Source organism: Variovorax sp. V116 (assembly GCF_041154435.1).
In the GTDB taxonomy this organism is placed as follows: domain Bacteria; phylum Pseudomonadota; class Gammaproteobacteria; order Burkholderiales; family Burkholderiaceae_C; genus Variovorax; species Variovorax paradoxus.
This window is the reverse complement of sequence record NZ_AP028661.1, coordinates 5,264,394-5,289,419: the sequence shown is the minus strand read 5'-3', so window position 1 is coordinate 5,289,419 and position 25,026 is coordinate 5,264,394. Positions and strand designations below refer to the sequence as shown.

The following is a 25,026-nucleotide window of genomic DNA, read 5'->3' as shown; positions in this document are numbered from 1 at the left end:
CCCCGGTCTTCGCTGCTAGCCGCCGGCGGCCAGTACGCCCTGGAAGAAGCCGCGCGCCGAAGCCAGGCAGAACGGCGGCACCAGGCTGCCGTGGTAGGCCAGGGTGACGGCCTGCCGCTTGTCGGCGTCGCTGCCGGGGGTGTTCTGCGCGAGGGTGCTCTTGGCCTGCGCGAAGCCGGCGCGCGCGGCGGAGTACGAGTCGGTGGTGCCGGAATCCTCCAGGTCGACCACCGTCAGCGCGGCGGCAGGCATGCCGCGGGCGCGGAAGTAGCCGGCGGTGGCGCGGGTGCTCAGGAAGTTCACGGTCGGATCGTTGGCGCCGCCGCACATGAGCACCGGCCGCGTCGGCAGCCAGGTGCGCAGGTCGTTGGCGCGCGCCGCCTTGCGAAAGCCCACGGCCGGCCTGCAGTCGAGCGGCGAGGTGGTGCTCAGCGAGGCCGCCGTGGCGGGCAGCGCATTGCCGGGGCAGGGGTTCGCCTGGATGTCGCCGGCCGCCTGCGTCAGGTAGCTCTGGCGGATGAGGTTGTTGGCGCCGTAGAAGATCGACAGCTCCGGGCTCACCGGGCCCGGCGTCGCACCCGCGGGAAACAGCGCGAGCTGCGGCAGCTTGCCGTTGGCATACAGCGTGGTGATGGGCGTGAGGCTCGGCAGCAGGGTGTCGATGCCGGTGGCGTACTGCGACTCGTAGATGTCGCCGGTGCTGCCGTAGACATCGCCGAACTGCTGCTGCCAGCTGGCCGAGAGCAGCGGCACGAACAGCGTGCTGCCGAGCGCCGGCCAGCCCATGAAGGTGTAGTCCGCCAGCAGGCCGATGGCCGATGGCGCGGAGAGCGGCGCCGACGCCGTCACCGCCCGGCCCGTGGCCTGCATCTCGCGGTGCGCCGCCAGCGCCACGTAGCCGCCCTGCGAGTAGCCGGTGATCAGAAGCGAGCCCGCGTCCGCGGCGTCGATGCCCGTGAAGGTCTTGCGCGCCGCGGTGAGCGCGTCCACCATGTCCTTGCCCTGCTGGTCGCCGTCGAGGTACGGGTGGTAGGCCAGCGTCGACTTGTCGTAGCCCGCATAGTTGGGCGCCACCACGATGTAGCCCTGCGCCGCGAACATGGCGGCGATCGTCAGGCCCTCGCCGGCGGCCGGCTGGGTGGAGTCGGTCCATTTGGCGAGGTTGTAGTTGCGCGCGGCCGTGGTGCCGTGCGCATAGAGCACCACGGGATGCGGCCCGTTGCAGGCCACGTCGGTACCGGAGGGCAGCATGATCGCGGCGGTGGCGTTGGTGGCCTCGTTCTTGCCGCCGATGGTGCGGTATTCGAGGTAGCGCACCGCGACCCCGCACCTGGGCGTGCCCGCCACCTGCAGCAGGGCCTTGCCCTGGTCGGTCGCCTGGAGGTTGGTGCGAAGCTGGTCGGCCGAGAGCTTGGCGGTCTGCTCGGGCGGGTCCGTGACGACCGAGCCGCGGCCGGTGTCGCTGGTTGGCGGTGGAAAGCCGATGCCGATGCCGCCGCCCCCTCCACCACCGCCGCAGGCCGCCAGCAGCAGCGTGGCGCCGGCCAGAGCCGCAACCTTGTGCAGCGGAGTGGGGAATTGTCGTTGCGGCTTTTTCAAGGCGTGGCTCCTGATGTTGTCGAATCGAACGGGCGTCCGATTCTGTGCAGCGCCACGGCCGCGCGCAAGCGGCGCGTCTACCTAGAGAAGTTTTCAGTACACGGCCGCTGCCAAGCGGCCGAAGGCCCTCAGTTGTCCTGCGACGCCCAGTCGACCAGCGCGTCGAACGCGGCGCGCGCGGCGCCGGCGTTCTCGCCATTGGCAATCGCCACCAGCACGTAGCGGCGGCCGCTTGCGCCGTGCACATAGCCGGCCACGCCGGCCGCATCGCGCAGCGAGCCGGTCTTCAGGTGGGCCGCGCCGCCCGAGCGCAGCGTGCGCTTCCTGAGCGTGCCGTCCACCCCCATGGCGGGCAGCGAGGACACCAGCTCCGGCATCAGCGGCGAGCGCCAGGCCACCTGCAGCATGCGGCCGAGCGCCGCGGCGCTGATGCGCTCGTCGCGCGACAGGCCCGAGCCGTTGTCGAACACCGGCGGCGCCTCGCCGGTGCCGATGCGCTCGCGCCACCACTGGCCCAGCGCACTGCGCGAAGCCTCGAAGCTGCCGCGGTTCTTCTGCGTGAGCCCGAGCGTGAGGAACAGCTGCTGCGCCATCACGTTGTTGCTGTACTTGTTGATGTCGCGCACCACTTCCGCCAGCGGCGGCGAGCCGAACTCGAACACCGGCCTGAGCCCGGCCGGCACGCGGCCGTCGCGCATCTGGCCGCCGACCCGGCCGCCCATCTCGGCCCACATGCCGCCGATGGCGCGCAGGCCGTAGGTGCGCGGATCGGCATAGGCCACGGCCCAGCTTTTCTCGCCGCAGGAGGCCGGCAGGGCGCCCAGGAAGCGGATGCGGTTCGGGTCGCTGAAGTCGGGCTTGATCGCCGCGCGCCAGTCACCGCATTCGCCGGGCGCGAGCGCCACCGTGGGCTGCATCGACACGCTGGCGAGCGGCGGCTCGTAGCTCACGCGCGCCTGCTGGCCGCCGCGTTCGGGCGTGAAGACCATGTTGACCGACTTGAAGTTGACCAGCAGCGCCTCGGGCGAGGCGTTGTAGGGCCGCAGCGGCTCGCCGTCGAAGGCGGCCGGGTCGTTCTCGATCGCGGCGTCGAAGGCGCTGCGGTCCAGCACGATGTCGCCGCTCACGCTGGTGATGCCCAGGCCCTGCACGCGCCGCAGCAGCAGCCAGGCGCGCTCCAGCACCAGCTTGGGATCGCCCTGGCCCTTGATGTAGAGGTTGCCGTTGAGCACGCCGTTGCTCACCGTGCCGTCGATGTAGACCGGCGTGCTCCAGCTGTAGGCCGGCCCGAGCAGGTCGAGCGCGGCGTAGGTGGTGACCAGCTTCATGATCGATGCCGGGTTCACCGGCACCTGCGTGCGCCAGGCCAGGCGCGGCGGGCGCAGGCCTTCGGCATCGGCCACCAGCATCGTCACCGAATCGCGAGGCACCTTGGCGCGCGCGAGGGCGGCCTCCACTTCGCCTGGAAAGACCTGCTGTGCAAGCGCGCCCGGAATGGACAGGGCGGCGAAGGAAAGCGCGCAGGCGGTGCGCAGGAAGAAGGGGAGACGACGAAGACGCATCGTGCCGATTATCTCGGCGGAAAAACATGCAGTTGCGCGTGATACAGCAGCATCACGGTCTTGGCGTCGGCAATGCGCCCGTCGGCCACCATGGCCAGCGCTTCGTCGATGCCGAGCTCGAGCACCTCGATGTCCTCGCCCTCCTCGGCCAGGCCGCCGCCGTTGCCGATGCGCATCGACGGCTCGTATTCGGCGATGAAGAAGTGCAGCTTCTCGGTCACCGAACCCGGGCTCATGAAGGCTTCGAGCACCTTCTGCACCGCGCCCAGGCGATAGCCCAGTTCTTCTTCCACCTCGGCACGGATGCGTTCCTCAGGCGCCGCGTTGTCGAGCAGGCCGGCGGCCGCCTCGATCAGCAGGTCGCCGTGCCCGTTGACGAAGGCCGGATAGCGGAACTGCCGCGTCAGCAGCACCGTGCGCTGCGCGAGGTTGCAGGGCAGCAGCGTGGCGCCGTTGCCGCGGTCGTAGGTCTCGCGGTGCATGCGCTGCCACTGGCCGTCGTTGCGCCGCCAGTCGAAGGCAGTGGTCTTGAGCGTGTACCAGTTGTCGGAAAGCAGGGTGACTTCGTGCACCCGGACGCGGTCGTGGAGGGTCGTCATGGCGCGCAGCTTATGCGTAAATTCGTGCAGAAACAAGAAAATTCGTGCAATCCACGGTCCTGCCCGCTACCATCGCCCGATGCTCACCCGCCAGCGCAAGCAACACATCCTCTCGGTCCTGCAGCGCGACGGCAACGTCGTGGCCAAGTCGCTCAGCGAGGAGCTGGCGCTGTCGGAAGACACCATCCGCCGCGACCTGCGCGAGCTGGCCGCCGAGGGGCTGCTGCAGCGTGTGCACGGCGGCGCGCTGCCGGTCGCCAGGGCCGAAGCCGACTTCGCGGGCCGGCTGCAGCTCGCAACCGCGGAGAAGGTGGCGATCGGCCGCGCCGCGGCACGGCTGGTGCGGCCGGGGCAGGTGGTCTTCATCGACGGCGGCACCACGGCCGTGCAGATGGCGCGGCACCTGCCGGCCAGCCTGCGCGCCACCGTGGTCACGCACAGCCCGTCGGTGGCGGTCGAGTTGGCGGGCCATGCCGGCATCGAGGTGGTGCTGATCGGCGGGCGCCTGTTCAGGCATTCGATGGTGGCGGTGGGCGCCGCGGCCATGGACGCCATCTCGCGCGTCCACGCCGACACCTGCTTCCTGGGCGTGACGGGGGTACATGCCGAGGCGGGCCTGACCACCGGCGACGTCGAGGAGGCCGCGATCAAGCGCGCACTCATGGCCGCCGCGGCCGAGACGGTGGTGCTGGCCTCGTCGGAAAAGATCGGCGCGGCCTCGGCCTGGGTCATCCACCCCGTTTCGGCCGCGACCAGCCTGCTGGTGTCGCCGGAAGCGCCGGCCGCCGCGCTGGCACCGCTGCGCAAGGCCGGGCTCGCCATCCTGCGCAGCGACGGCGGCTGAGCGCGCCGGTCCGCCGCCGATTCGATCCATTCGCCCCTGGCCGGCGCGGCCGCGGCCTGCCCTGGATAATCGGGGGATGCCCGCCCTGCCCCGTTTCTCGCCCCGCACGATCGGCATCGGCGCGGCCGTGGTCACCGTGCTGGTCTGGACCGCCTTCATCGTGATCGCGCGGGCCTCGGCCGCACGCTCGCTCACCCCGCTCGATCTGGCGCTGGCGCGCATCTGCGGCGCGAGCCTGGTGCTGGTGCCCTGGGGCGCCTGGATGGTCATGAAGGGCCAGCGGCAAAAGGACGGCAGCGCGTCGTCGCTGTTCGGGCTTTCGCCGCTGTCGCTGCGCCTCACGGCCGGCGCCGGCATCTTCGGCGGCGTGGCCTATGCCCTGCTGGCCTACAGCGGCTTCTTCTTCGCGCCCGCGGGCCATGCCTCGGTGCTGATGCCCGGCAGCCTGCCGCTGTGGACCACGCTGCTGGCCGCGCTGGTGCTGCGCGACCGCATCACGCCGGGCCGCGCCTTCGGGCTCGCGCTGATCGTGGCCGGCGACCTGGTCGTCGGCGGGCGCAGCCTGCTGCATGCCTTCGAGGGCGGCGAGGTCTGGAAGGGCGACCTGCTCTTCATGGCCGCGGCCTTCTGCTGGGCCTGCTACAGCGTGGTGGCGCGCCGCCACGGGCTGGACGCCGTGCGCGCGACCATCGCCATCACCGTGTTCGCGCTGCTGGCCTATGTTCCGGTCTACGGCCTGCTGGTGGCGGGCGGCGCGGTCGTGAGCCGCATCGGCACCGCGCCCTGGGGCGAGGTGGCGTTCCAGATGCTGTTCCAGGGCGTCGGCTCGGTCGTCGTCTCGGGCATCACCTTCACGAAGATGATTCAATATTTCGGGCCGGTGCGCAGCACCATGATCACGGCCCTGGTGCCCGGCCTCTCGGCCTTCGGCGCGGTGATCTGGCTCGACGAGCCGCTTTACTGGAACCTGATCGCCGGCCTGCTGCTGGTGACGGCCGGCATCTTGTTCGGCGTGCAGAAAACATCGGCCGGCGGGCGCGCGGCTGCGCGGCCCGCCATGCCGGCCACCGCCACGGGGTGCCGCGATGCCTAGGCTCCTGGCTTTCGACACCAGCACCGAGCACCTGTCGGTGGCGGTGCGCCACGGCGAGCGCCTGTTCACGCACAGCGGGGCCGGCGGCGCGCAGGCGTCGAGCACGCTGATCCCGCTCATCCTGCAACTGCTGGCCGAGGCTGGGCTCGAACTGGCCGCGCTCGACGCCATCGCCTTCGGCCGCGGGCCGGGCTCCTTCACGGGCCTGCGCACCGCCTGCTCGGTGGCGCAGGGCCTGGCCTTCGGCGCCGGCGTGCCGCTGCTGCCGGTCGACACGCTGCTGGCCGTGGCCGAGGAGGCGCGCCATGCCTTCGGCGCACGCCAGGTGGTGGCGGTGCTCGACGCGCGCATGGACCAGCTCTATGCCGCGCGCTACGACTTCGATGGCGGCGGGGCGCTGGGCGGCGCGGACAGCGAGCCGCTGCTGCTCGCGCCCGAGGCGCTCGAAGTGCCCGCCGGCTGGTCCCTTGCCGGCAACGCCTTTGCCGCCTACGGCCCGCGACTGGCCCCGGCCGCGGCGCGCCACGAAGTGCTGCCCACGGCCACCGCCATGCTGCGGCTGGCGCCCGCGCTGCTGGCCGCGGGGCGCACGGTGGATGCGGCACATGCCTGGCCGCTCTATGTTCGCGATAAAGTGGCGCAAACCACCGATGAGCGCGCCGCCATCAAAGCGGCCGCACTGGCGGTTCCACCTGTTGCCAACCAGTCATGAGCGCCGTCCTCCAGCCCGTCGAAGCCCGCCTCGAGCCGCTCACCGTCGAGCGGCTCGATGCCGTCTGCGCGGTCGAGCAGACGGCCTACAGCCATCCGTGGACGCGGGCCAACTTCATCGATTCGATGGCGGTCGGCTACCACTGCCAATGCCTGCTGGCCCCGGTTTCGCGGCCCGACCTGGGCACGCCGCTCACCAGCCTCGGCGAGACGCTGATCGGCTACTTCGTCGCCATGAAGGGCGTGGACGAAGTGCACCTGCTCAACATCACCGTGGCGCCGGCCTTCCAGCGCCAGGGCTGGGCGCCGCTGATGCTCGAGGCGCTGACCGGCTGGTCGCGCGCGCAGGGCGCCCAGTGGCTCTGGCTCGAGGTGCGCCAGAGCAACCGGCGCGCGCTCGACATCTACATGCGCCAGGGATTCCGCAGCGTGGGCGTGCGCAAGGGCTACTACCCGGCGCATGAAGGCAAGCGCGAGGACGCGGTGGTCATGAGCCTGCGATTGAACGAATCAGGCTCTGCCTGGGGAGCCTTGCGATGAACGCGGTACAGACACTGAAGCTCGACGCCCGCCGGCGCGCGATGCTCGACGAGATGGGCGTGAAGGTCTGGTGGCCGATGCCTGAAGCTGCCGAAGCGGCGCCCGCGGCCCTGGAAGCGGCTGCGGTGGCCGCGCCGACGCCCGCCGTCCGCGAGCGCGCGCCCTCCGTGGCCGAGGCGCCGGCCGCAAGGCCCGCTGCAGCACCGGCCCCGGCGGCGCGCCCCACCGCGCCCGCGCTGCTCGCACAGGGCGCCGCCGTGCTGGTCGACGCGCCCCGCCGCCTCTACGCCGAGGCCGCCGCCGAAGCGGCGCAAGGCGGCTGGCTGGTGGTGGCCGACATGCCGCCCGAAGCCGACGGCCGCCACGGCGAGCCCTTTGCGGGCGATGCCGGCAAGCTGCTCGACAACATGCTGCGCGCCCTCAAGCTGCACGACGGCAAAACGCCGGTGCACCTGATGCGCACGCACCGCGGCGTGGGCGCCGGCCAGCCCGGCAGCCCGCGTCCGATGGACGAGGCGTTCGCGGAACATGCGGCCGCGCTGGCGCCGAGCCTGGTGCTTGCCATGGGCCCGCTGGCCGCCCAGAGCCTGATGCAAAGCGCCGATCCGCTCGGCAAGCTGCGCGGCCGCGCGGTGCCGCTGCCCTCGGCCAGCGGCGTGCCGGTGGTGGCCACCTACCACCCGGCCTACCTGCTGCGGAACCCGGCCGACAAGGCCCGCGCCTGGGCCGATCTCTGCCTGGCGGCCGAGCAGCAAACACCGTCGAACTAGGGGCCGGCGGACGGGTCCTTAAAATCGGACCCCATGACTTTCCTCGACAAGCTGGCCACCGCACAGCAAACAAACGGTTCGTTGCTCTGCGTGGGGCTCGATCCGGAGCCAGCCAAGTTCCCGGGGCAGCTCAAGGGCGACGCCAGCCGCATCTATGACTTCTGCGCGCGCATCGTCGACGCGACGGCCGGCCTGGTCATCGCCTTCAAGCCGCAGATCGCCTATTTCGCGGCCCATCGCGCCGAAGCCCAGCTCGAACAACTGATGGAGCACATGCGCCGCAACGCGCCCGGCGTGCCCGTGATCCTGGACGCCAAGCGCGGCGACATCGGTTCCACGGCCGAGCAGTACGCCATCGAGGCCTTCGAGCGCTACGGCGCCGACGCCGTGACCCTGTCGCCCTTCATGGGCTTCGACTCGGTGGCGCCCTACCTCAAGCACCAGGGCAAGGGCGCCTTCCTGCTCTGCCGCACCAGCAACCCCGGCGGCTCCGACCTGCAGGGCCAGCGCCTGGCGGGCATCGAGGGTCAGCCCTTCCTCTACGAGCACGTCGCCCGGCTGGCGCAGGGCCCGTGGAACCTCAACGGCCAGCTCGGCCTCGTGGTGGGCGCGACCTATCCGGCCGAGATCGAGCGCGTGCGCGAACTCGCACCGACGGTACCGCTGCTGATCCCCGGCGTCGGCGCCCAGGGCGGCGATGCGGTGGCCACGGTGCGCGCGGGCTGGCGCCCCGATGCGCCGATCATCGTGAACTCGTCGCGCGCCATCATCTACGCCTCCTCGGGCGACGACTTTGCCGAGGCGGCAAAGAACGCCGCACGCAGCACGCGCGACGCGCTGGAAGCGGCCAAGGCCTGATGGGCTTTTTCGTGGAACACCGCGGAACCGGCTTTGCCGGGCCGCTGGTGTTGCCCCCTGCGAGGGGGGTGGAGAAGCGACACGAAGTGCGCGAAGCCTGGGGGAGAGCCAATCAGGCGCGGCGCAGCCTGGTAAACGCCTCGAACTCCCAGTTGCGCATGCCCAGCAGCAAGGTGTAGCCCTCGCGGTCCTTCGCGGCCAGCTTCTGGTCGGTCTGGTGCTGCTGCGCAAAGTCCTGCGCCACGCGCTGCAGGCGTTCGAGGAACGCGGGCGCGAGCGAGCGGCTGATCTGCCCGTGCACCAGCAGCAGCCCCTCGGCCGGGCCGTCGAAGCCGCCCGCGTAGTAGTCGAGCACCACGTTCTCGCGGAAGAACTCCATCACCGGGCCGTGCGGCCGCCAGCGGAAGGTCTTGGCCAGCTTCAGCCGGTAGCGGTTCAGCGGGCGCAGCTCGATGATGCCGATGCGGTCCAGTTGCGCCAGGCAGCCGATGCACTCGGCCTCGCTGATCCGGTAGGCCGCCACGATCTGCTCCAGCGTCCACTGGCTCAGCACGCTGATGGCCACCAGCAGCAGCTTCTTGTCCTTGACCACCGCCTTTTCCTGCTCGTGCGTGAGCTCCTTCAGGAGCGGCTGGGCGTCGGCCACGCGGCGCGCCAGTTCGGCGAAGTCGATCTTGAGCGCGCGGCAGATCGCGTCGACCCGCGACAGCGGCATGTCGCTCTTGGCCAGCATGCGCTTCACGCTGGATTCGGCCATGTCGAGCGAGCGCGCCAGGTCGGCGTAGGTCATGCGGGCGCTCTTGAGTTCGTTCTTGAGGGCTTGGACGAGGTCGACGGTGGTGCTCATGAGGGTGGCGTTGCGGAAGAAGGTATTAGAAAAAGATACCGAAAGGTGTGAATTAGTGCCTCGTATCGATTCTCGATGCCTGTGGAGCGACTGGCAACTAAATTCCGCGGCTCCTGCCATCCACCACCGAGGACCGCCATGCCTTTGCCCACCCTCAGCCGCCGCGAACGCGGACTGCTCTTCACCTTCGCGCTGCTCGCGCTGGTGGCCCTGTTCGGACCCGCGCTGCCGGCGGCCGAGGTGGCCATCGCCTCGGTGTTTGCCGACGACCGCAGCTGGCATGGCCTGCCCAACGCGATGGACGTGCTGAGCAACCTGCCCTTCCTGCTGATCGGCTTCTGGGGCCTGTACCGGCTCAACCGGATCGACCGGGCCCACCAGGAGGCGCTGGCGCAGTTCCCGCTGGCACCGCCGGCCAACGACCCGCCGGACAACACGCTCGACTGCGCCTGGCTTTTCTTCGCGGGGCTGGTTGCCACGGCCGCGGGATCGGCCTTCTTCCACCTGATGCCCGACGGCGCCCGGCTCGCGGCCGACCGCGCCGGCATGGCGGTGGCTTTTGCGGGGCTGATCGGCATCGCGGTCTGCGAGCGCGTGAGCCAGCGCGCTGGCTGGCCGGCCGCCTGGTTGGTGCTGATGGCCGGGCTGCTGTCGGCCGAGGTGTTCCAGGAAAGCGGCAACGTGCTGCCCTGGGCGATCGTGCAGTTCGGCGGCATGGCGCTGGTGCTCACGCTCGCGCTGGCCACGCCGATGCGCGGCGCGGTCGGGCTCAAGCTGGGCTGGGTGATCTGCTTCTATGCGCTGGCCAAGGTCTTCGAACTGGCGGACCACGCGATCTACGAGGCGACGCAGCAGGTGGTTTCGGGCCACACCCTCAAGCACCTGACCGCATCGCTGGCGGGCCTGCCGGTGCTGGCGGCGCTGCGCAAGCTCGACATGAACTGGCGCGCGACCCTGCTGCGGCACAATCCCGACGCAGCCGCAATGACGGCATGAGGATGACCTAGGCTCGCCCCCAGTCTTCGCGCACTTCGTGTCGCTGCGCCAACCCCCTACCGGGGGCAACACCTGCGGCCCGGCAGAGCCGGTTCCGCGGTGTTCCACGAAGAAGCGGGGACAGTGTGTAGATAACAAGAGGAGATGTTCCGAATGACAACCCCCGCCGCTGCTGCTGCCACTGCCGCCACCGCGCCCCCCGAGGCGAACGCCCACGCCAACCAGTTCGCGCTTCTCAGGCAGCGGCGCTTCGCGCCATTCTTCTGGACCCAGTTCGCGGGCGCGGCGAACGACAACCTCTTCAAGTTCGCCTTCACCGTGATGGTGACCTACCAGCTCCAGCTGAGCTGGATGCCGCCGGCCATGGCGGGCCTGGCCATCGGCGCGCTGTTCATACTGCCGTTCCTGCTGTTCTCGGCCACGGCGGGGCAGCTCACCGACAAGTTCGACAAGACGAAGATGATCCGCTTCGTCAAGAACCTCGAGATCGCGATCATGCTGCTCGCGGCCTGGGGCTTCGTGCGCGCCGATGCGGTGGTGCTGCTGGGCTGCGTGTTCCTCATGGGCCTGCATTCCACGCTGTTCGGGCCGGTCAAGTTCGCCTACCTGCCGCAGGTGCTCGACGCGCGCGAGCTCACGGGCGGCAACGGCATGGTCGAGATGGGCACCTTCGTCGCCATCCTGCTCGGGCAGGTGGCGGGCGGGCTGCTGGTGGCGCTGCCGCAGGTCGGCCACACCACGGTGGCAGTGGCCTGCGTGCTGCTGGCGCTGGTGGGGCGCGGTGTGGCGCAGGCCATTCCGCGGGCGCCCGCCACCGACCCGGGCCTGGTGATCAACTGGAACCCGTTCAGCGAGACCTGGCGCAACCTCAAGCTCGCGCACGGCAACATCGTGGTGTTCCGCTCGCTCCTGGGCATCTCGTGGATGTGGTTCTTCGGCGCGGTGTTCCTGAGCCAGTTCCCCAGCTTCGCGAAGGAAGTGCTGCACGGCGACGAGCAGGTGGCCTCGCTGCTGCTGGTGGTGTTCTCGGTGGGCATCGGCGCGGGCTCGCTGCTGTGCGAGACGCTGAGCCGGCGGCAGGTGGAGATCGGCCTGGTGCCGCTGGGCGCGATCGGCATGAGCGTGTTCGCCATCGACCTGTACTTTGCGTCGCGCGCGCTGCCGCCGTCCGCCGGCATGGGGCTGGGCGCCTTCATGGGCCAGGCCGCGCACTGGCGCGTGATGGCCGACCTGGCGCTGCTGTCGCTCTTCGCGGGGCTCTACAGCGTGCCGATGTACGCGCTGATCCAGCTGCGCAGCCAGCCCACGCACCGCGCACGCATCATCGCGGCCAACAACATCCTCAATGCGCTGTTCATGATCGGCAGCTCGGTCATCGCGGGTGCCTTGCTCGGCGCCGGCTTCACGATTCCGCAGATCTTCCTGTTCACGGGCATTGCCAACGCGCTGGTGGCGTTCTACATCTTCATGCTGGTGCCCGAGTATTTGCTGCGCTTCATCGCGTGGATGCTGTCGCACTTCGTCTACCGCTTCGAGATCAAGGGCGACGAGCACATTCTCACCGAAGGCGCCGCGGTGCTGGTGTGCAACCACGTGAGCTTCATCGACGCCATCTTGCTGATGGCCGCGAGCCCGCGCCCGATCCGCTTCATCATGGACCACCGGATCTTCAAGGTGCCGGTGCTCGGCTGGCTGTTCAAGCTGGCCAAGGCGATTCCGATCGCGCCGCAGAAGGAAGACCCGGCGGCCTACGAAGCGGCCTTTGCCAGGGCGCTGGGCGTGCTGCGCGAAGGCGACCTGCTGGCCATCTTTCCCGAGGGCGCGATCACGCGCGACGGCCAGCTGCAGCCCTTCAAGGGCGGCGTGATGAAGATCATCGAAAGCGCGCGCGCCGAAGGCATCGAGCCGCCGGTGATCCCGATGGCGCTGACCAACCTCTGGGGCTCGTACTTCAGCCGCATCGAGCTGCGCGGCGGCGAGAACGTGGCCATGGCCAAGCCCTTCCGCCGCGGCTTCTTCAGCCGCGTGGGGCTCAACGTCGGCCATGCCGTGCCGCCGGTCGAGGTGCGGCCCGAGGCGCTGCAGCAGCGCGTGAGCGGTTTGCTGGCCGCCTGAGGCGCCGAGAAGTATCTTTTCGAGATACCAGTAGCGGCTCAAACCGGAACTGGTCGAAGCATTCGAGCCCCGCGGTGCGGGAGCGAACCATCATTCGCTCACCTTCACTACGCCGCGAGGCACGCATGCAAACCTTCCCTTCCACCACCGTTTCGATCCAGCGCGACACGCGGGCCTGGCAGTTCCAGGTCTGGGCTTCGTTCGCGGCCGCCGTGTTCCTGTGCGCCACCGGCCTGAGCTGGCTGCCGGGCGGGGCGCTGGACCGCGCGTTCATGGTGATGGGCTATGTGTTCTGCCTGAGCACCGCCTTCATGCTGGCCAAGTTCGTGCGCGACAGCCAGCAGGCAGGCGCCGGCGGCACGGCAGCGAGCCGCGACGTGCCGATGTGGCGCCTGGTGGTCTGGGGCAGCTTCTTCACCGCGATGAGCCTGACCGGCTGGGGCCTGGTCCGCATGGAGATCAACGACGCCTACAAGGCCTTCCTCGGTGTGAGCTGGCTGTTCCTCATCAGCTCGGCCTTCACGCTGGCCAAGACGCTGCGCGACCGCCACGAAGCCGACCTGATCGAGGCGCGCCTGCAGGGCCGCCGCGCCGCCCGCCAGGAAGCCGCTGCCGCCGGCTCGGCCGAATGAGCGCCGCCTTCTTCTTCATCATCCATCCACGAAAGACCGCCATGAAAAAATCCGTTGCTGCGCTTCTGGTTGCCGCCTGCACCGCTTTCGCGGGCGCCGCGCTGCCCTTCCATGCCCAGGCGCAGAGCGAGGCTTCGGCCGCGCTCTCGCTGCTGCCGGTGGCCTCGGTCGTGGGCGCTGCCTCCGCGGTGGGTGCCTCCGCCACGGCCGTGGTCGCGCTGCCCGCCGCACTCTCGGTGGGCGGCTCGATGCTCACGGTGGTGGCGGTCGAGGCCTCGGCCGATGGCACCGTCTACCTGCTGGAGCGTGCCTCGGACGGCGCGCGTGCCAGCGTCAAGGTAATGGGACGCGCGGCCAACGGCGTGTCGGCGGCGGTGGGCACGGGCGTCCTGGTCAGCGTGATCGGCAGCGGCGTCGTGCTGTCGGCCGCGGGCGAGGTGCTGGCCTTCGTGCCCAATGCCATCGGCCGCGCGCTGCTGCACAACGAGAGGCTGTCGTGAAGCGCGCGGTCTTTCCTGCGCTCCTGCTCGCGCTCGCTGTGGCGCTGCCGCTGCAGGCGCAGGCCGGCCGCTCCTGCGAGCAGGCCAGGCCGACCGCCGAACTGATCGTCAAGGGCATGCAGATGGCCGAGCGCAGCTCGCAGCAGCTCGATGCCAGCGGCGCGCGCGCGGTGCTGCTGGCGCGCGCCGGGCAGGACCTGGGCAAGTACGGCCTGCGCTATTCGCACCTGGGCATCGCCTACAAGACCGACGAGGGTCCATGGCGCGTGGTGCACAAGCTCAACCAGTGCGGCAGCGCCGTGGCCGCGGTCTACCGGCAGGGGCTTGGCGAGTTCTTCCTCGACGACCTGTGGCGCTACGAAGCCGCCTGGGTCGTGCCCACGCCCGCCGTGCAGGCGCAGCTGCTGGCCGCGCTCCGCGAGCCGCCTGCGCGCATCGTGCGGCTGAACATCGCGCCCTACAGCATCGTGAGCTACGCCTGGGGGCAGAAGTACCAGCAGTCGAACCAGTGGGCCATCGAGACGCTGGCCGCGGCGATGGAGCCCGCCACCATCAACAGCCGCGCGCAGGCGCAGGCATGGATGCAGTTCAAGGGCTACGAGCCGACCATGCTCAGGCTCGGCCCGCTCACGCGGCTGGGCGGCCGCGTGGGCTCGGCCAACGTGGCCTTCGACGACCATCCGAACGAGAAGCGGTTCTCGGACCGCATCGAGACAGTGACGGTCGACTCGGTGTTCGCATGGATGCCGCGCGCGGGGCTCGGCGCGGCGCCGGTGGCGTTCAAGCTGCCATAAGAAATCTCTCTCTCCTACCGAAAGAATGAAATGAGCAAGTCACTGCGTCTGTCCGAAAAATGGTTTCGCCGCGGGCTCTGGCTCGTGGCGCTGGCGTTCGCGAGCTTCCTGATCGGGCTCGGCGGCGCCGTCGTGGACGACCTGCCGCGGGTCGAGCGGGCGCTCGAGCTCGACGACTTCATCGACCGCCCCGCGGCCGAGCCGCTGCGCAGCACGATCAAGGCATCGGAGGCCGCCGAGCTGCAGGCGACGCGGCAGCTGGAGCAGGTCCGCCTGCAGCAGAGCGCCGCGCGGCAGGCCAGCGCCAACGCGCGCGAGACCTTCGGCAACTGGATCGCCACTCGGCGCGCCACCGCGCAGCCCGACCAGGACACGGAGCTGATCGCACGCACCAAGCAGCTCGATGCCTTCAAGCAGAAGGAAGACGAGGTCCAGCGCCTGGTGAATGCGCAGCAGCAGGTCGTGCTCGACGCGCGCCAGGCCGAGCAGCGCGCCCGGGAGGCGCTGTCGCTGCTGGAGCGCGATGCGCGGGAAAAGCTCGGCGCCGAGTACCGCCGTGTCGAACTGCGCGTGTTCGCCTACCGCTTGGCGCTCACGCTGCCGCTGCTGGTCGTGGCGGGCTGGCTGTTCGCAAAGAAGCGCAAGAGCACCTACTGGCCCTTTGTCTGGGGCTTCATCTTCTTTGCGCTGTTCGCCTTCTTCGTCGAGCTGGTGCCGTACCTGCCGAGCTACGGCGGCTATGTGCGCTACGTGGTGGGCATTCTGGTCACGGTGCTCGTGGGGCGCTATGCGATCGTGGCGCTCAACGCCTACCTCGCGCGCCAGAAGCTCGCCGAGCAGCAGCCCGACCAGGTGCGGCGCGAGGAGCTCAGCTACGACGTCGCGCTTGCGCGGCTCGGCAAGGGCGTGTGCCCCGGCTGCGAGCGCCCGGTGGACCTGAAGAACGGCGAGATCGACTTCTGCCCGCACTGCGGCATCGGCCTGTTCGACCACTGCGGCCAGTGCGAAACGCGCAAGAGCGCGTTCTCGAAGTTCTGCCATGCCTGCGGCACCTCCGCGGCCGCAACGCAGGCGCCGCACACACCTGTGACCGGCACTGCGCAATCGGTCACGCCGGGCGCACCGGTTCAGCCGGCCACGTAGCGAAAGCGCCGCACGGTCGTGCTACAACCCCGGGCTGCGTCACGCAACGCCGTGCCGCGGGTTTTCCCATTCACATTGACGGAGCACACCCATGAGCATTTTCGGCAAGATTTTTTCCAAGATTTTTCCGTCGGCCAACGCCGCTGAAGTCGTCGCCGCACCGCCGGCGGCTGCACCCGGCGCGCCGGCCGCTGTTGCACCGCCGCCTGCGATCCCACTGGGCGACGTGCCCGCCGTCCTGGACGCGATGCCTGGTGCCGCCGGCCTGAACTGGCGCACCTCGATCGTCGACCTGCTCAAGTTGCTGGGCCTGGACAGCAGCCTCGCCGCGCGCAAGGAACTGGCCAGCGAAATTCTCTACAGCAACGGCGAACCGGGTTCGGCCGAATGGAACATCGGCCTGCACAAGCAGGTGATGACTCGCATCGCCGCCAATGGCGGCACGCTGCCAGCCGAACTGCGCGACTAAATAAAGGCGGCTTCTGCCGAAAAAGGAATTTCCAGGAACACCGCGGAACCGGCTTTGCCGGGCCGCTGGTGTTGCCCCCGGTAGGGGGAAGGCGTAGCGACACGAAGTGCGCGAAGACTGGGGGCGAGCCTATTTATGTCCAGCCGGCATCCACCACGTAGTCCTGCGCGGTGCACATCTTCGAATCGTCGGCCGCCAGGAACAGCGCCATCGCGGCGATGTCTTCCGCCATCACGCGCCCCGGCAGGCATTGCGCCGCATCGATCTCCGCGGCCGATTCGGGCTTGACCCACAGCTTGATCTGCCGCTCGGTCATCACCCAGCCCGGCACGATCGAATTGACGCGGATGTTCTCTTTGCCCAGGTCGCGCGCCAGCGAGCGCGTGAGGCCGCGCGCGGCCGCCTTGCAGGCCTGGTAGACCGGGTAGCCGCGGCCCTTGATCATCCAGCTGATCGAGCCGAAGTTGATGATCGAGCCGCCGCCCAGCGCGCGCATGTCGTCGGCGACGGCCTGCGCGGCAAAGAACTGGTGCTTGAAGTTGACGGCCACGAGGCGGTCGAAGTCTTCGCTGGTGACCTCGGCCATCTCGTGGCGCCGGTCGTTGGCGGCATTGTTGAGCAGCACGCCGATCGGGCCGAATTGCGCGCGCACCGCGGCAATGGTGGCCGCGAGCGCCGCCGTGTCGGTCACGTCGCATTCGCGGAACAGCGCGGGCGTGTCGCCCTGCAGCTGCGCCGCGAGCGCGGTACCGGCGGCCGTGTCGAGATCGCAGAAGCCGACCTTCGCGCCCTGCGCATGGAAGGCCCGCACCAGCGCCTCGCCGATGCCGCTCGCACCGCCGGAGATGAAGACGGTGCGGCCGGCCAGCGAGGGATAGCGGGCGGTGTAGGACGAAAGTGGTGAGGCGTCGGTGGTCATGTGAGTGCAGCAACGGCGATGGACACGGGCGGCAAGCGTACCGGATGGGCGTGCCCCTGCCGCGCGAGGGGCCGCCGGCCGGCGTATGGCTTACGGCGAATGGCCGGCGCGGCCGTGCGTGGCTACGCTTCTTCTCCATGACGACGAACACGCTTCCCCGCCGCACCCTTCTTGGGTTCGCGCTTCTTCCCGCCGCGCTGGCGGTGCGCCCGGTGCGCGCCCAGGCGGCGGCCTCCATGCAGCTCTTCAAGGTGGTCTCGCCGCGCGACGAGGTGATCGTGGGCGCCGATGCGGCGCAGCTGGGCCCGGGCTCCAGCCCGGCCGTGGAGCGGCTGGCCGCTCAGCTCGCGGCCAAGGGCCAGCTCACGCTGTGGCAGTACGCCTCGCACAAGGACGCGGGCGGCACGCTGGTGCAGGCGCCGCTCAGGCAGATCGTGGTGTTCAGGAACGAGCTGCTGCGCATCGAGCCCTACGCCACGCCGCTCGCCATACAGCCGCCGAAGTAGCCCTGCGCCTCAGATGCCGCGCGCGCGCTCCGACTTGAAGCGCGCGCGGAATTCCGCGAAGGTGCCCGCCTCGAGCGATTCGCGGATCTCGCGCATCAGGTTCAGGTAGTAGTGCAGGTTGTGGATGGTGGCGAGCATCGGCCCGAGCATCTCGGCGCAGCGGTCGAGGTGGTGCAGGTAGGCACGGCTGAAGCCCTCGCGCCCGCCGTCGTTCCAGCTCACGCCCGAGGTGCCCGCGCAGGCATGGCAGGTGCAGCTCGGGTCGATGGGCTGCGGATCGCTCTTGTGGCGCGCATTGCGCATCTTCAAGTCGCCGAAGCGCGTGAACAGCGTGCCGTTGCGCGCATTGCGGGTCGGCATCACGCAGTCGAACATGTCGACGCCGTCGGCCACGCCCTGCACCAGGTCTTCGGGCGTGCCCACGCCCATCAGGTAGCGCGGCTTGTTCGCGGGCAGCCGGTGCGGCGTGTGGCCCATGATGTGCAGCATCTCTTCCTTGGGCTCGCCCACGCTCACGCCGCCGATGGCGTAGCCCGGAAAGTCCATCTCCACCAGCGCCGCGAGCGATTCCTCGCGCAGGTTCTCGAACATGCCGCCCTGCACGATGCCGAACAGCGCGTTCGGATTCTGGAGCCGCGCGAACTCGTGCTGGCAGCGCTTGGCCCAGCGCAGGCTCAGCTCCATCGAGATGCGCGCCTCGGCCTCGGTCGTGATGTGGCCCTTGGTGTCGTAGGGCGTGCACTCGTCGAACTGCATCACGATGTCGCTGTTGAGGATAGTCTGGATCTGCATCGAGACCTCGGGCGTGAGGAACAGCTTGTCGCCGTTGACGGGCGAGGCGAACTTCACGCCTTCCTCGCTGATCTTGCGCATCGCGCCCAGCGACCAGACCTGGAAGCCGCCCGAGTCGGTGAGGATGGGCTTGTTCCATTTCTCGAACGAATGCAGCCCGCCGAAGCTGGCCATCACGTCGAGGCCGGGGCGCATCCACAGGTGGAAGGTGTTGCCCAGGATGATCTGCGCGCCCATTTCCTCGAGGCTGCGCGGCATCACGCCCTTGACGGTGCCGTAGGTGCCCACGGGCATGAAGATCGGCGTCTGCACCACGCCATGGTTGAGCGTGAGCGTGCCGCGGCGCGCGTGGCTCGCGGGATCGGTCTTGAGAAGTTCGAACTTCAGGCGCGGCAGGGAGGACGTGGTGTCGGTCATTTCTGGGGGGCGGCGCCGGTGTCCGGCAGCAGCATCAGGATGGTACGGTTGAAGTCTTCGACGGCGAGCAGGCGGCCCTGCCGGTCGACGGTGATGCCGGTGGGCCGGCCCATGGGCCGCACGCCCGCCTTGGGGCTCCAGCCGGCGAGCCATTCGATCGGCTTGCCCGACGGCAGGCCGCGCGCATCGAGCTTGTAGCCCACCACGCGGTGGCCGGGCGGCTGGTGGCCGCGCCAGGCAACCAGCAGCTGGCCCGCGAAGCGGCTGCCCGCGGGCCCGGTGATCATCTGCAGCGGCGCGGCGTGCGCGGGCCAGAGCATCAGCGGCGCCTCGGTGGCCTTGCAGCCCTGCCGGTTCTCGTAGCCGCGCGCGGGCTGGCGGTTGCCCACGCAATAGGGCCAGCCGTAGTCGCGCCCGGCCTGCAGCCGGTTCAGCTCTTCGGGCGGCTGGCCCACGTCTTCGTAGTCGATGGAGTTCTCGCCCTGCAGCACGGTGCCCTTGGCGGGGCCGTCCGGCAGCACGGTCAAGGCGACCGAGTTGCGCAGGCCGGTGGCAAAGGGCTTGAAGCTCTGCAGCTTGTGGTCCGGCCCGGCGAGCACGGCCTCGTACACCGCGGCGCGCGGCTTCGGTCCGGCCAGGTCGGGGCAGGGCAGCGGGTATTGCTTCGACGAGGCATCGCGGCAGGCATCGGAGTCGGAGCCGACGTTGACGTAGAGCCGTCCGTCCGGGCCGAAGGCCAGTTCCTTGAGCGGATGCGTGCCGTCGCCCGGCAAGCCGTCGATCACCGTTTCGCGCTGCAGCGCGCCGCCGGGCGAAGAAGGGATGGGTGTGCGCCAGATCATGCCCGACTCGCCGATGTAGATCCTGCCGTCGGGTCCGGCGGCAAGGCCGAGCGGCCGGTCGAGCTGCTCGGCCAGCACGCTGAAGCGCGCGCGCCGCGGCGCCGGGCCCTCGGTGGGCAGCACCATCTCGAGCAGGCGGCCGCGGCGCGGCTCCCACGAGCCCATGTCGACGACCCAGTAGCGGCCCGGCGCCACCTCGAGGATGCGCCGGGGCGCACGCAGGCCCTGGGCCTCGTCGGCCAGCAGCGCGACGCAGGTGCCCGCGGGGCTGCCGATGTCCAGCCGCGCATAGCCGCCGCACAGACCCTGCGGCGTGTAGCCGCGTGCTTGGACGGCCACGGGCAGCAGCAGCGCGCATCCGAATGCGATCGCGGCCAGCGAGGAGCGGATGGTGTTGAGGGGTTTCATGCGGGAGCAGCGCGCGCCAGCAGCATGGCGTCGCCGTAGCTGAAGAAGCGGTAGTGCTGCGCGATGGCGTGGGCATAGAGCGCCATCACGCGTTCATAGCCCGCAAAGGCCGAGACCAGCATCATCAGCGTGCTCTTGGGCAAGTGGAAGTTGGTGACCAGCAGGTCGACATGCTCGAACACGAAGCCCGGCGTGATGAAGATGCGCGTGTCGCCCGCGGCCTCGCCGCTCTTGGCCCACGATTCGAGCGTGCGCACGGTGGTGGTGCCGACCGCGACCACGCGGCCGCCGCGCGCCTTGCACTCGGCAATCGCGCGCTGTGTGGCCTCGGGCACTTCGTAGCGCTCGGCGTGCATCGTGTGCTCTGCAATGTTCTCGGTCTTGACCGGCTGGAAGGTGCCGGCGCCCACGTGCAGCGTGACGCTGGCGCGCTGCACGCCCCGCGCTTCGAGTTCGGCCAGCAGCGCCTCGTCGAAATGCAGTGCGGCGGTCGGCGCAGCCACGGCGCCGGGCACGCGCGCGAACACGGTCTGGTAGCGACGCTCGTCGTCGGCCGAATCGCTGTGCGTGATGTAGGGCGGCAGCGGCACGTGGCCGCAGCGGGCCATCAATGCGTACGGGTCCTCGCCGGCATCGCTCTCGAAAGCGAAGCGGAACAGCGCGCCGTCTTCCTCCGGCCAGCGGCCCAGCAGCGTGGCGCGAAAGCCGCCGACCATCTGCAGCATCGTGCCCACGGGCGGCTTCTTGCTGACCTTCATGTGCGCCACCACTTCTTGCCCCTGCAGCACGCGCTCGACCAGCAGTTCGAGCTTGCCGCCGGTCGGCTTCTCGCCGAACAGGCGCGCCTTGACCACGCGCGTGTCGTTGAAGACCAGCAGGTCGCCCGCGCGCAGCAGCGAGGGCAGGCTCTTGAAGATGCGGTCGGCCGGGGTGCTGCCGGTGCCGTCGAGCAGACGGGAGGCGGTGCGTTCGGAGGCCGGGTGTTGTGCCACCAGCTCGGGCGGCAAGTCGAAATCGAAATCGGAAAGCGTGAAGGCGCGCATGGTGCTTGAGGGCCGGACGGGCCCGTGCCAAGGAGGCGTGGAAGATGAGCGAGACGTGGCCGGAGCCGGGCAGAATTGTCCCATGCCCGCTTCCGCGAAGTCCGTGCCGCCCGAAAAGACCACAAGCCCGCCCGCTGCCGCTCCGGCCGCGCCCGGGGCCGGGCTGAGCGCCGTGCAGCGCGCGCTGCGCAAGCTCGGCCTGGTGCGCGACATCGACTTCGCGCTCTACCTGCCGATGCGCTACGAAGACGAGACGCGCATCGTGCGCCTGGCCGACACGCGCGACGGCGACATGGCGCAGGTCGAGGGCGTGGTGACCGAATGCGAGGTGGTGTTCCGCCCGCGCCGGCAGCTGATCGCCACCATCGACGACGGCAGCGACACCTGCCAGCTGCGCTTCTTCAATTTCTACCCCTCGCAGCAGAAGCAGCTGGCCGTCGGCGCGCGCGTGCGCGTGCGGGGCGAGATGCGCGGCGGCTTCGTCGGGCGGCAGATGATGCATCCCACCGTCAAGGCGGCCGGCACGGCATTGCCGCAGGCACTGACGCCGGTCTACTCGACCATTGCCGGGCTGCCGCAGCCGGTGCTCCGGCGCGAGGTGCGCTCGGGCCTGGCTCGCGCGGTGCTCGACGAGACGATCCCCGTGCAGATCGGATGGCGCGGCGCCTGGGACCTGCGCAGTTCGCTGACCTTCCTGCACTACCCGACACCCGATGTGGCCATGGCCACGCTGGAAGACCACAGCCATCCGGCATGGCAGCGCATCAAGGCGGAAGAGCTGCTCGCGCAGCAGCTCTCGCAATTGCAGGCGCGGCTGGAGCGCGCGGCGCAGCGGGCGCCGATGCTGCCTTCCTCGGCCGAGCCGCAGGCGAGCTCGCTGCATGCGCAACTGCTCGCGGTGCTGCCCTTCGGCCTGACCGGCGCGCAGCAGCGCGTGGGCGAGGAAATCACGCGCGACCTCGGCCGCGAGATCCCGATGCACCGGCTGCTGCAGGGTGACGTGGGCTCGGGCAAGACCGTGGTGGCGGCGCTCGCGGCGGCGCGCTGCATCGATGCGGGCTTCCAGTGCGCGCTGATGGCGCCGACCGAGATCCTCGCGGCCCAGCACTTCGGCAAGCTGGTCGGCTGGCTCGATCCACTGCTGGCCGAGCGCGGCCTGCGCGTGGCCTGGCTCACCGGCAGCCAGAAGAAGAAGGAGCGCGACGCAATGTCGGCCGCGGTCGAGAGCGGCGAGGCGGCGCTGGTCATCGGCACCCATGCCGTCATTTCGGAGAAGGTGCGCTTCAAGAACCTCGCATTGGCGATCATCGACGAGCAGCACCGCTTCGGCGTGGCGCAGCGGCTCGCGCTGCGCGGCAAGGCCGTGGGCCATCTCGAGCCGCACCTGCTGATGATGAGCGCCACCCCGATCCCGCGCACGCTGGCGATGAGCTACTACGCCGACCTGGACGTTTCCACGCTCGACGAGCTGCCGCCGGGCCGCACGCCCATCGTCACCAAGCTGGTGGCCGACCACCGGCGCGAGGAGGTGATCGACCGCATCCAGGCGCAGATCGCGCAGGGCCGGCAGGTCTACTGGGTCTGCCCGCTGATCGAGGAGAGCGAAGCGGTCGACCTGCGCAACGCCACCGAGACGCGCGACGAGCTCGCCGATGCGCTCGGCGCGGCCGTCAACGTCGGGCTGCTGCATTCGCGCATGCCCACGGCCGAGAAGCAGGCGGTGATGGCCGCCTTCACGGCCAACGAGATCCAGGTGCTGGTGAGCACCACGGTGATCGAGGTGGGCGTGGACGTGCCGAACGCCTCGCTGATGGTGATCGAGCATGCCGAGCGCTTCGGGCTCTCGCAGCTGCACCAGCTGCGCGGCCGCGTGGGCCGCGGCGCCGCGGCCTCGGCCTGCGTGCTGCTCTACGCGCCGGGCGACAGCGGCCGTGTCGGCGAAGCGGCCCGCGCCCGGCTCAAGGCCATGGCCGAAACCAGCGATGGTTTCGAGATCGCGCGGCGCGACCTCGAGATCCGCGGCCCCGGCGAATTCCTGGGTGCGCGCCAGTCGGGCGCGCCGCTGCTGCGCTTTGCCGACCTCAGCACCGACACGATGCTGCTCGACTGGGCGCGCGAACTCGCGCCGCTGATGCTCGACAAGCACCCCGACCTGGCCCAGCGCCACATCGACCGCTGGCTCGGCACCAAGGCCGAGTACCTGAAGGCCTGAAGGCCTCGCTCAGGCGGCGGGGCGGCGCGTGAAGGCCAGCAGCAGCCCGAAGCCGACCATCATGCTGCCGCTCACCTTGTTGAACCAGCGCATCGCGCGGCTGCCGTTGGCGAGCCGGCGCATGCGGGCGCCGAGCATCGCGTAGAGCGCGATCGCAACCACTTCGAGCAGCAGGAAGGTGGTGCCCAGCAGCAGGTAGCTGGTGGCATAGGCCCCCGGCACCACGAACTGCGGAAAGAAGGCCGTGAACACCAGGATCGCCTTGGGATTGCCCGCCGCCACGGTGAACTCCTGGCGCACCAGCGCGCGCATCGAGGGCGGCGCGGCCGCGTCCGCTGCCTGCGCTTCGGCCGCCGGCGCCGGGGCGCGCAGCAGGCGGACGCCGATCCACACAAGGTAGGCGGCGCCGATGTACTTGATGACGTCGAAGGCCAGCTCCGACGCGACCAGCACCGCGCCCATGCCCAGGCCCGCGATGGCGATCATGATGGCGAAGGCCGCGAGGCGCCCGCCGGCCGCGATGACCGCCGGCGAAACGCCGTGGCGCGCGCCGTTGGTGACCGACAGCAGGTTGTTGGGGCCGAAAGCCATGTTGATGGCGAAGCAGGCCGGCAGGAACAGCAGATAGGTGGACAAGGTCATGGCTGCACCGGTGTCGATGGGGCCACCATTATCCGCAGGCCGACCCCAGAGAACGCTCGGTCACGGACGCTTGCGCATAATTGAAGCAAGCTATGACTCTCACCGAACTCAAATACATCGTCGCAGTGGCCCGCGAACGGCACTTCGGCAAGGCGGCCGAGGCCTGCTACGTCTCCCAACCCACCCTCTCGGTGGCCATCAAGAAGCTCGAGGACGAACTCGAGGTCAAGCTCTTCGAGCGCAGTGCCGGCGAAGTCACCGTCACGCCGCTCGGCGAGCAGATCGTGCAGCAGGCGCAGAGCGTGCTCGACCAGGCCGCCAGCATCAAGGAAATCGCCAAGCGCGGAAAAGACCCGCTGGCCGGCCCGCTGAACCTCGGCGTGATCTACACCATCGGGCCCTACCTGCTGCCCGACCTGGTGCGCCAGGTGATTGCGCGCACGCCGCAGATGCCGCTGGTGCTGCAGGAGAACTTCACCGCCAAGCTGCTCGAGATGCTGCGTGCCGGCGAGATCGACTGCGCGATCATGGCCGAGCCCTTCCCCGACACCGGCCTGGCCATGGCGCCGCTGTACGACGAGCCCTTCATGGCGGCGCTGCCCACGAAGCACAAGTTCGCCGACCGCGAATCGGTCACTTCGGAAGAGCTGCAGAACGAGACCATGCTGCTGCTGGGCACCGGCCACTGCTTTCGCGACCACGTGCTCGAGGTCTGCCCCGAGTTCGCGCGCTTCTCGAGCAACGCCGAGGGCATCCGCAAGAGCTTCGAGGGCTCGTCGCTCGAGACCATCAAGCACATGGTGGCATCGGGCATGGGCGTGACGCTGGTGCCGCGCCTGTCGGTGCCGGCCGAAGCCCTCAAGCCCAAGGTCAAGGGACGCAAGGAGCCCGAGCAGATGGTGCGCTACCTGCCGGTGCGCGACGCGCAGGACCGCGATCCGCCGACGCGGCGCGTGGTGCTGGCCTGGCGCCGCACCTTCACGCGCTACGAGGCAATCGCGGCCTTGCGCAACGCGATCTATGCCTGCGAGCTGCCGGGCGTCAAGCGGCTGTCGTAGAGGCAAAGACGAGAATTTGGCCTACGCGGCGGCCGTTCGAATTCGTTGATCGCCGGGATAGAGTGGCGCTGTTGCGAAGCCGCGGGTCGGCTTTCAGAATAACGGCGTGTTCCGC

General features: G+C 69.8%; 25 protein-coding genes. 16 read left to right on the top strand and 9 right to left on the bottom strand.

All coding sequences use genetic code 11. From position 1 onward, the window contains the following. Positions 1–15: 15 nt before the first annotated feature. From ACAM58_RS25350 to ACAM58_RS25340, 3 genes are all read right to left on the bottom strand, one after another. Entirely contained in the window at positions 16–1,599 is a 1,584-nt protein-coding gene (locus tag ACAM58_RS25350) for an alpha/beta hydrolase family protein (protein ID WP_369663765.1), read from the bottom strand. Positions 1,600–1,727: 128 nt separating this feature from the next. Further along, positions 1,728–3,161, bottom strand: a complete 1,434-nt coding sequence (gene dacB, locus ACAM58_RS25345; protein ID WP_369663764.1) for a D-alanyl-D-alanine carboxypeptidase/D-alanyl-D-alanine-endopeptidase — start codon at positions 3,159–3,161, stop codon at positions 1,728–1,730. Positions 3,162–3,169: 8 nt separating this feature from the next. Then, on the bottom strand, positions 3,170–3,760 hold the full coding sequence (locus ACAM58_RS25340; protein WP_369663763.1) for a GDP-mannose pyrophosphatase: 591 nt from the start codon (positions 3,758–3,760) through the stop codon (positions 3,170–3,172). Between the two features lie 79 nt (positions 3,761–3,839). On the opposite strand from ACAM58_RS25340, the gene ACAM58_RS25335 reads away from it, so the two are divergent. From ACAM58_RS25335 to pyrF, 6 genes are all read left to right on the top strand, one after another. Continuing rightward, positions 3,840–4,604, top strand: a complete 765-nt coding sequence (locus tag ACAM58_RS25335) for a DeoR/GlpR family DNA-binding transcription regulator (protein ID WP_018905199.1) — start codon at positions 3,840–3,842, stop codon at positions 4,602–4,604. Positions 4,605–4,680: 76 nt separating this feature from the next. Further along, on the top strand, positions 4,681–5,697 hold the full coding sequence (locus tag ACAM58_RS25330) for a DMT family transporter (RefSeq protein WP_018905198.1): 1,017 nt from the start codon (positions 4,681–4,683) through the stop codon (positions 5,695–5,697). Further along, positions 5,690–6,409, top strand: coding sequence for a tRNA (adenosine(37)-N6)-threonylcarbamoyltransferase complex dimerization subunit type 1 TsaB (tsaB, locus tag ACAM58_RS25325; RefSeq protein ID WP_369663762.1), 720 nt, complete (start codon positions 5,690–5,692; stop codon positions 6,407–6,409). The genes ACAM58_RS25330 and tsaB overlap by 8 nt, the downstream gene beginning before the upstream one ends. Beyond that, complete coding sequence (gene rimI / locus ACAM58_RS25320) at positions 6,406–6,948, top strand: ribosomal protein S18-alanine N-acetyltransferase (protein WP_015867823.1); 543 nt, start codon at positions 6,406–6,408, stop codon at positions 6,946–6,948. Before tsaB ends, rimI begins: the two co-directional genes overlap by 4 nt. Further along, positions 6,945–7,718: a uracil-DNA glycosylase family protein gene (locus tag ACAM58_RS25315; protein ID WP_369663761.1), complete on the top strand. Its 774-nt coding sequence runs from the start codon at positions 6,945–6,947 to the stop codon at positions 7,716–7,718. Before rimI ends, ACAM58_RS25315 begins: the two co-directional genes overlap by 4 nt. A gap of 33 nt (positions 7,719–7,751) precedes the next feature. After that, complete coding sequence (gene pyrF, locus ACAM58_RS25310; RefSeq protein ID WP_369663760.1) at positions 7,752–8,576, top strand: orotidine-5'-phosphate decarboxylase; 825 nt, start codon at positions 7,752–7,754, stop codon at positions 8,574–8,576. Positions 8,577–8,688: 112 nt separating this feature from the next. Here the strand turns inward: pyrF and ACAM58_RS25305 are convergent, their stop codons facing one another. Further along, positions 8,689–9,423: a helix-turn-helix transcriptional regulator gene (locus ACAM58_RS25305; protein ID WP_015867820.1), complete on the bottom strand. Its 735-nt coding sequence runs from the start codon at positions 9,421–9,423 to the stop codon at positions 8,689–8,691. A 138-nt stretch (positions 9,424–9,561) separates the two neighbouring features. Here ACAM58_RS25305 and ACAM58_RS25300 point away from each other — a divergent pair, with 138 nt between their 5' ends. The 7 genes from ACAM58_RS25300 (at position 9,562) to ACAM58_RS25270 (ending at position 16,072) form a co-directional block, all read left to right on the top strand. After that, positions 9,562–10,419, top strand: coding sequence for a hypothetical protein (locus tag ACAM58_RS25300; protein WP_369663759.1), 858 nt, complete (start codon positions 9,562–9,564; stop codon positions 10,417–10,419). Positions 10,420–10,572: 153 nt separating this feature from the next. Next, positions 10,573–12,534 carry an MFS transporter gene (locus ACAM58_RS25295; protein WP_369663758.1) on the top strand — a complete coding sequence of 654 codons (1,962 nt, stop codon included), beginning with the start codon at positions 10,573–10,575 and terminating at the stop codon, positions 12,532–12,534. A 125-nt stretch (positions 12,535–12,659) separates the two neighbouring features. Then, positions 12,660–13,166 carry a YiaA/YiaB family inner membrane protein gene (locus ACAM58_RS25290; protein WP_369663757.1) on the top strand — a complete coding sequence of 169 codons (507 nt, stop codon included), beginning with the start codon at positions 12,660–12,662 and terminating at the stop codon, positions 13,164–13,166. Positions 13,167–13,207: 41 nt separating this feature from the next. Then, on the top strand, positions 13,208–13,666 hold the full coding sequence (locus ACAM58_RS25285) for a hypothetical protein (RefSeq protein ID WP_155736567.1): 459 nt from the start codon (positions 13,208–13,210) through the stop codon (positions 13,664–13,666). Then, positions 13,663–14,460: a DUF2145 domain-containing protein gene (locus ACAM58_RS25280; protein WP_369663756.1), complete on the top strand. Its 798-nt coding sequence runs from the start codon at positions 13,663–13,665 to the stop codon at positions 14,458–14,460. The genes ACAM58_RS25285 and ACAM58_RS25280 overlap by 4 nt, the downstream gene beginning before the upstream one ends. Before the next feature lie 30 nt (positions 14,461–14,490). Beyond that, positions 14,491–15,603 carry a serine endopeptidase gene (locus ACAM58_RS25275; RefSeq protein WP_369663755.1) on the top strand — a complete coding sequence of 371 codons (1,113 nt, stop codon included), beginning with the start codon at positions 14,491–14,493 and terminating at the stop codon, positions 15,601–15,603. Positions 15,604–15,694: 91 nt separating this feature from the next. Continuing rightward, positions 15,695–16,072 carry a DUF3597 domain-containing protein gene (locus ACAM58_RS25270; protein WP_015867813.1) on the top strand — a complete coding sequence of 126 codons (378 nt, stop codon included), beginning with the start codon at positions 15,695–15,697 and terminating at the stop codon, positions 16,070–16,072. A gap of 133 nt (positions 16,073–16,205) precedes the next feature. On the opposite strand, the gene ACAM58_RS25265 is transcribed toward ACAM58_RS25270, so the two are convergent. After that, positions 16,206–16,991, bottom strand: coding sequence for an SDR family NAD(P)-dependent oxidoreductase (locus ACAM58_RS25265; RefSeq protein WP_278877104.1), 786 nt, complete (start codon positions 16,989–16,991; stop codon positions 16,206–16,208). A 137-nt stretch (positions 16,992–17,128) separates the two neighbouring features. On the opposite strand from ACAM58_RS25265, the gene ACAM58_RS25260 reads away from it, so the two are divergent. Next, entirely contained in the window at positions 17,129–17,497 is a 369-nt protein-coding gene (locus ACAM58_RS25260; protein ID WP_369663754.1) for a hypothetical protein, read from the top strand. A 9-nt stretch (positions 17,498–17,506) separates the two neighbouring features. Here the strand turns inward: ACAM58_RS25260 and tgt are convergent, their stop codons facing one another. From tgt to queA, 3 genes are read right to left on the bottom strand one after another with little or no spacing between them, the layout of a single operon-like run. Then, positions 17,507–18,706 carry a tRNA guanosine(34) transglycosylase Tgt gene (tgt, locus tag ACAM58_RS25255; RefSeq protein WP_369663753.1) on the bottom strand — a complete coding sequence of 400 codons (1,200 nt, stop codon included), beginning with the start codon at positions 18,704–18,706 and terminating at the stop codon, positions 17,507–17,509. Continuing rightward, positions 18,703–19,956 carry a sorbosone dehydrogenase family protein gene (locus ACAM58_RS25250; RefSeq protein WP_369663752.1) on the bottom strand — a complete coding sequence of 418 codons (1,254 nt, stop codon included), beginning with the start codon at positions 19,954–19,956 and terminating at the stop codon, positions 18,703–18,705. Before ACAM58_RS25250 ends, tgt begins: the two co-directional genes overlap by 4 nt. Continuing rightward, positions 19,953–20,999: a tRNA preQ1(34) S-adenosylmethionine ribosyltransferase-isomerase QueA gene (queA, locus tag ACAM58_RS25245; protein ID WP_062364106.1), complete on the bottom strand. Its 1,047-nt coding sequence runs from the start codon at positions 20,997–20,999 to the stop codon at positions 19,953–19,955. The genes ACAM58_RS25250 and queA overlap by 4 nt, the downstream gene beginning before the upstream one ends. 82 nt (positions 21,000–21,081) lie before the next feature. Here queA and recG point away from each other — a divergent pair, with 82 nt between their 5' ends. Beyond that, positions 21,082–23,211, top strand: a complete 2,130-nt coding sequence (gene recG, locus ACAM58_RS25240) for an ATP-dependent DNA helicase RecG (RefSeq protein WP_027730904.1) — start codon at positions 21,082–21,084, stop codon at positions 23,209–23,211. Positions 23,212–23,220: 9 nt separating this feature from the next. Here the strand turns inward: recG and ACAM58_RS25235 are convergent, their stop codons facing one another. Then, the gene (locus ACAM58_RS25235) at positions 23,221–23,853 is read right to left on the bottom strand and encodes a LysE family translocator (protein ID WP_018905182.1); all 633 of its coding nucleotides are present in this window, start codon (positions 23,851–23,853) and stop codon (positions 23,221–23,223) included. A gap of 92 nt (positions 23,854–23,945) precedes the next feature. Between ACAM58_RS25235 and ACAM58_RS25230 the strand changes: the two genes are divergently transcribed. Next, positions 23,946–24,911 (top strand): LysR substrate-binding domain-containing protein, encoded by a 966-nt coding sequence (locus tag ACAM58_RS25230; protein ID WP_015867805.1) that lies wholly within the window; start codon positions 23,946–23,948, stop codon positions 24,909–24,911. The last annotated feature ends 115 nt before the right edge of the window (positions 24,912–25,026 follow it).

Bases quoted from the DNA above. Each gene is read 5' to 3' on its own strand.
- dacB (WP_369663764.1), bottom strand. From the start codon at position 3,161: ATGCGTCTTCGTCGTCTCCCCTTCTTCCTGCGCACCGCCTGCGCGCTT.
- ACAM58_RS25340 (WP_369663763.1), bottom strand. From the start codon at position 3,760: ATGACGACCCTCCACGACCGCGTCCGGGTGCACGAAGTCACCCTGCTT.
- ACAM58_RS25335 (WP_018905199.1), top strand. From the start codon at position 3,840: ATGCTCACCCGCCAGCGCAAGCAACACATCCTCTCGGTCCTGCAGCGC.
- ACAM58_RS25330 (WP_018905198.1), top strand. From the start codon at position 4,681: ATGCCCGCCCTGCCCCGTTTCTCGCCCCGCACGATCGGCATCGGCGCG.
- tsaB (WP_369663762.1), top strand. From the start codon at position 5,690: ATGCCTAGGCTCCTGGCTTTCGACACCAGCACCGAGCACCTGTCGGTG.
- rimI (WP_015867823.1), top strand. From the start codon at position 6,406: ATGAGCGCCGTCCTCCAGCCCGTCGAAGCCCGCCTCGAGCCGCTCACC.
- ACAM58_RS25315 (WP_369663761.1), top strand. From the start codon at position 6,945: ATGAACGCGGTACAGACACTGAAGCTCGACGCCCGCCGGCGCGCGATG.
- pyrF (WP_369663760.1), top strand. From the start codon at position 7,752: ATGACTTTCCTCGACAAGCTGGCCACCGCACAGCAAACAAACGGTTCG.
- ACAM58_RS25305 (WP_015867820.1), bottom strand. From the start codon at position 9,423: ATGAGCACCACCGTCGACCTCGTCCAAGCCCTCAAGAACGAACTCAAG.
- ACAM58_RS25300 (WP_369663759.1), top strand. From the start codon at position 9,562: ATGCCTTTGCCCACCCTCAGCCGCCGCGAACGCGGACTGCTCTTCACC.
- ACAM58_RS25295 (WP_369663758.1), top strand. From the start codon at position 10,573: ATGACAACCCCCGCCGCTGCTGCTGCCACTGCCGCCACCGCGCCCCCC.
- ACAM58_RS25290 (WP_369663757.1), top strand. From the start codon at position 12,660: ATGCAAACCTTCCCTTCCACCACCGTTTCGATCCAGCGCGACACGCGG.
- ACAM58_RS25285 (WP_155736567.1), top strand. From the start codon at position 13,208: ATGAAAAAATCCGTTGCTGCGCTTCTGGTTGCCGCCTGCACCGCTTTC.
- ACAM58_RS25275 (WP_369663755.1), top strand. From the start codon at position 14,491: ATGAGCAAGTCACTGCGTCTGTCCGAAAAATGGTTTCGCCGCGGGCTC.
- ACAM58_RS25270 (WP_015867813.1), top strand. From the start codon at position 15,695: ATGAGCATTTTCGGCAAGATTTTTTCCAAGATTTTTCCGTCGGCCAAC.
- ACAM58_RS25265 (WP_278877104.1), bottom strand. From the start codon at position 16,991: ATGACCACCGACGCCTCACCACTTTCGTCCTACACCGCCCGCTATCCC.
- ACAM58_RS25260 (WP_369663754.1), top strand. From the start codon at position 17,129: ATGACGACGAACACGCTTCCCCGCCGCACCCTTCTTGGGTTCGCGCTT.
- tgt (WP_369663753.1), bottom strand. From the start codon at position 18,706: ATGACCGACACCACGTCCTCCCTGCCGCGCCTGAAGTTCGAACTTCTC.
- ACAM58_RS25250 (WP_369663752.1), bottom strand. From the start codon at position 19,956: ATGAAACCCCTCAACACCATCCGCTCCTCGCTGGCCGCGATCGCATTC.
- queA (WP_062364106.1), bottom strand. From the start codon at position 20,999: ATGCGCGCCTTCACGCTTTCCGATTTCGATTTCGACTTGCCGCCCGAG.
- recG (WP_027730904.1), top strand. From the start codon at position 21,082: ATGCCCGCTTCCGCGAAGTCCGTGCCGCCCGAAAAGACCACAAGCCCG.
- ACAM58_RS25235 (WP_018905182.1), bottom strand. From the start codon at position 23,853: ATGACCTTGTCCACCTATCTGCTGTTCCTGCCGGCCTGCTTCGCCATC.
- ACAM58_RS25230 (WP_015867805.1), top strand. From the start codon at position 23,946: ATGACTCTCACCGAACTCAAATACATCGTCGCAGTGGCCCGCGAACGG.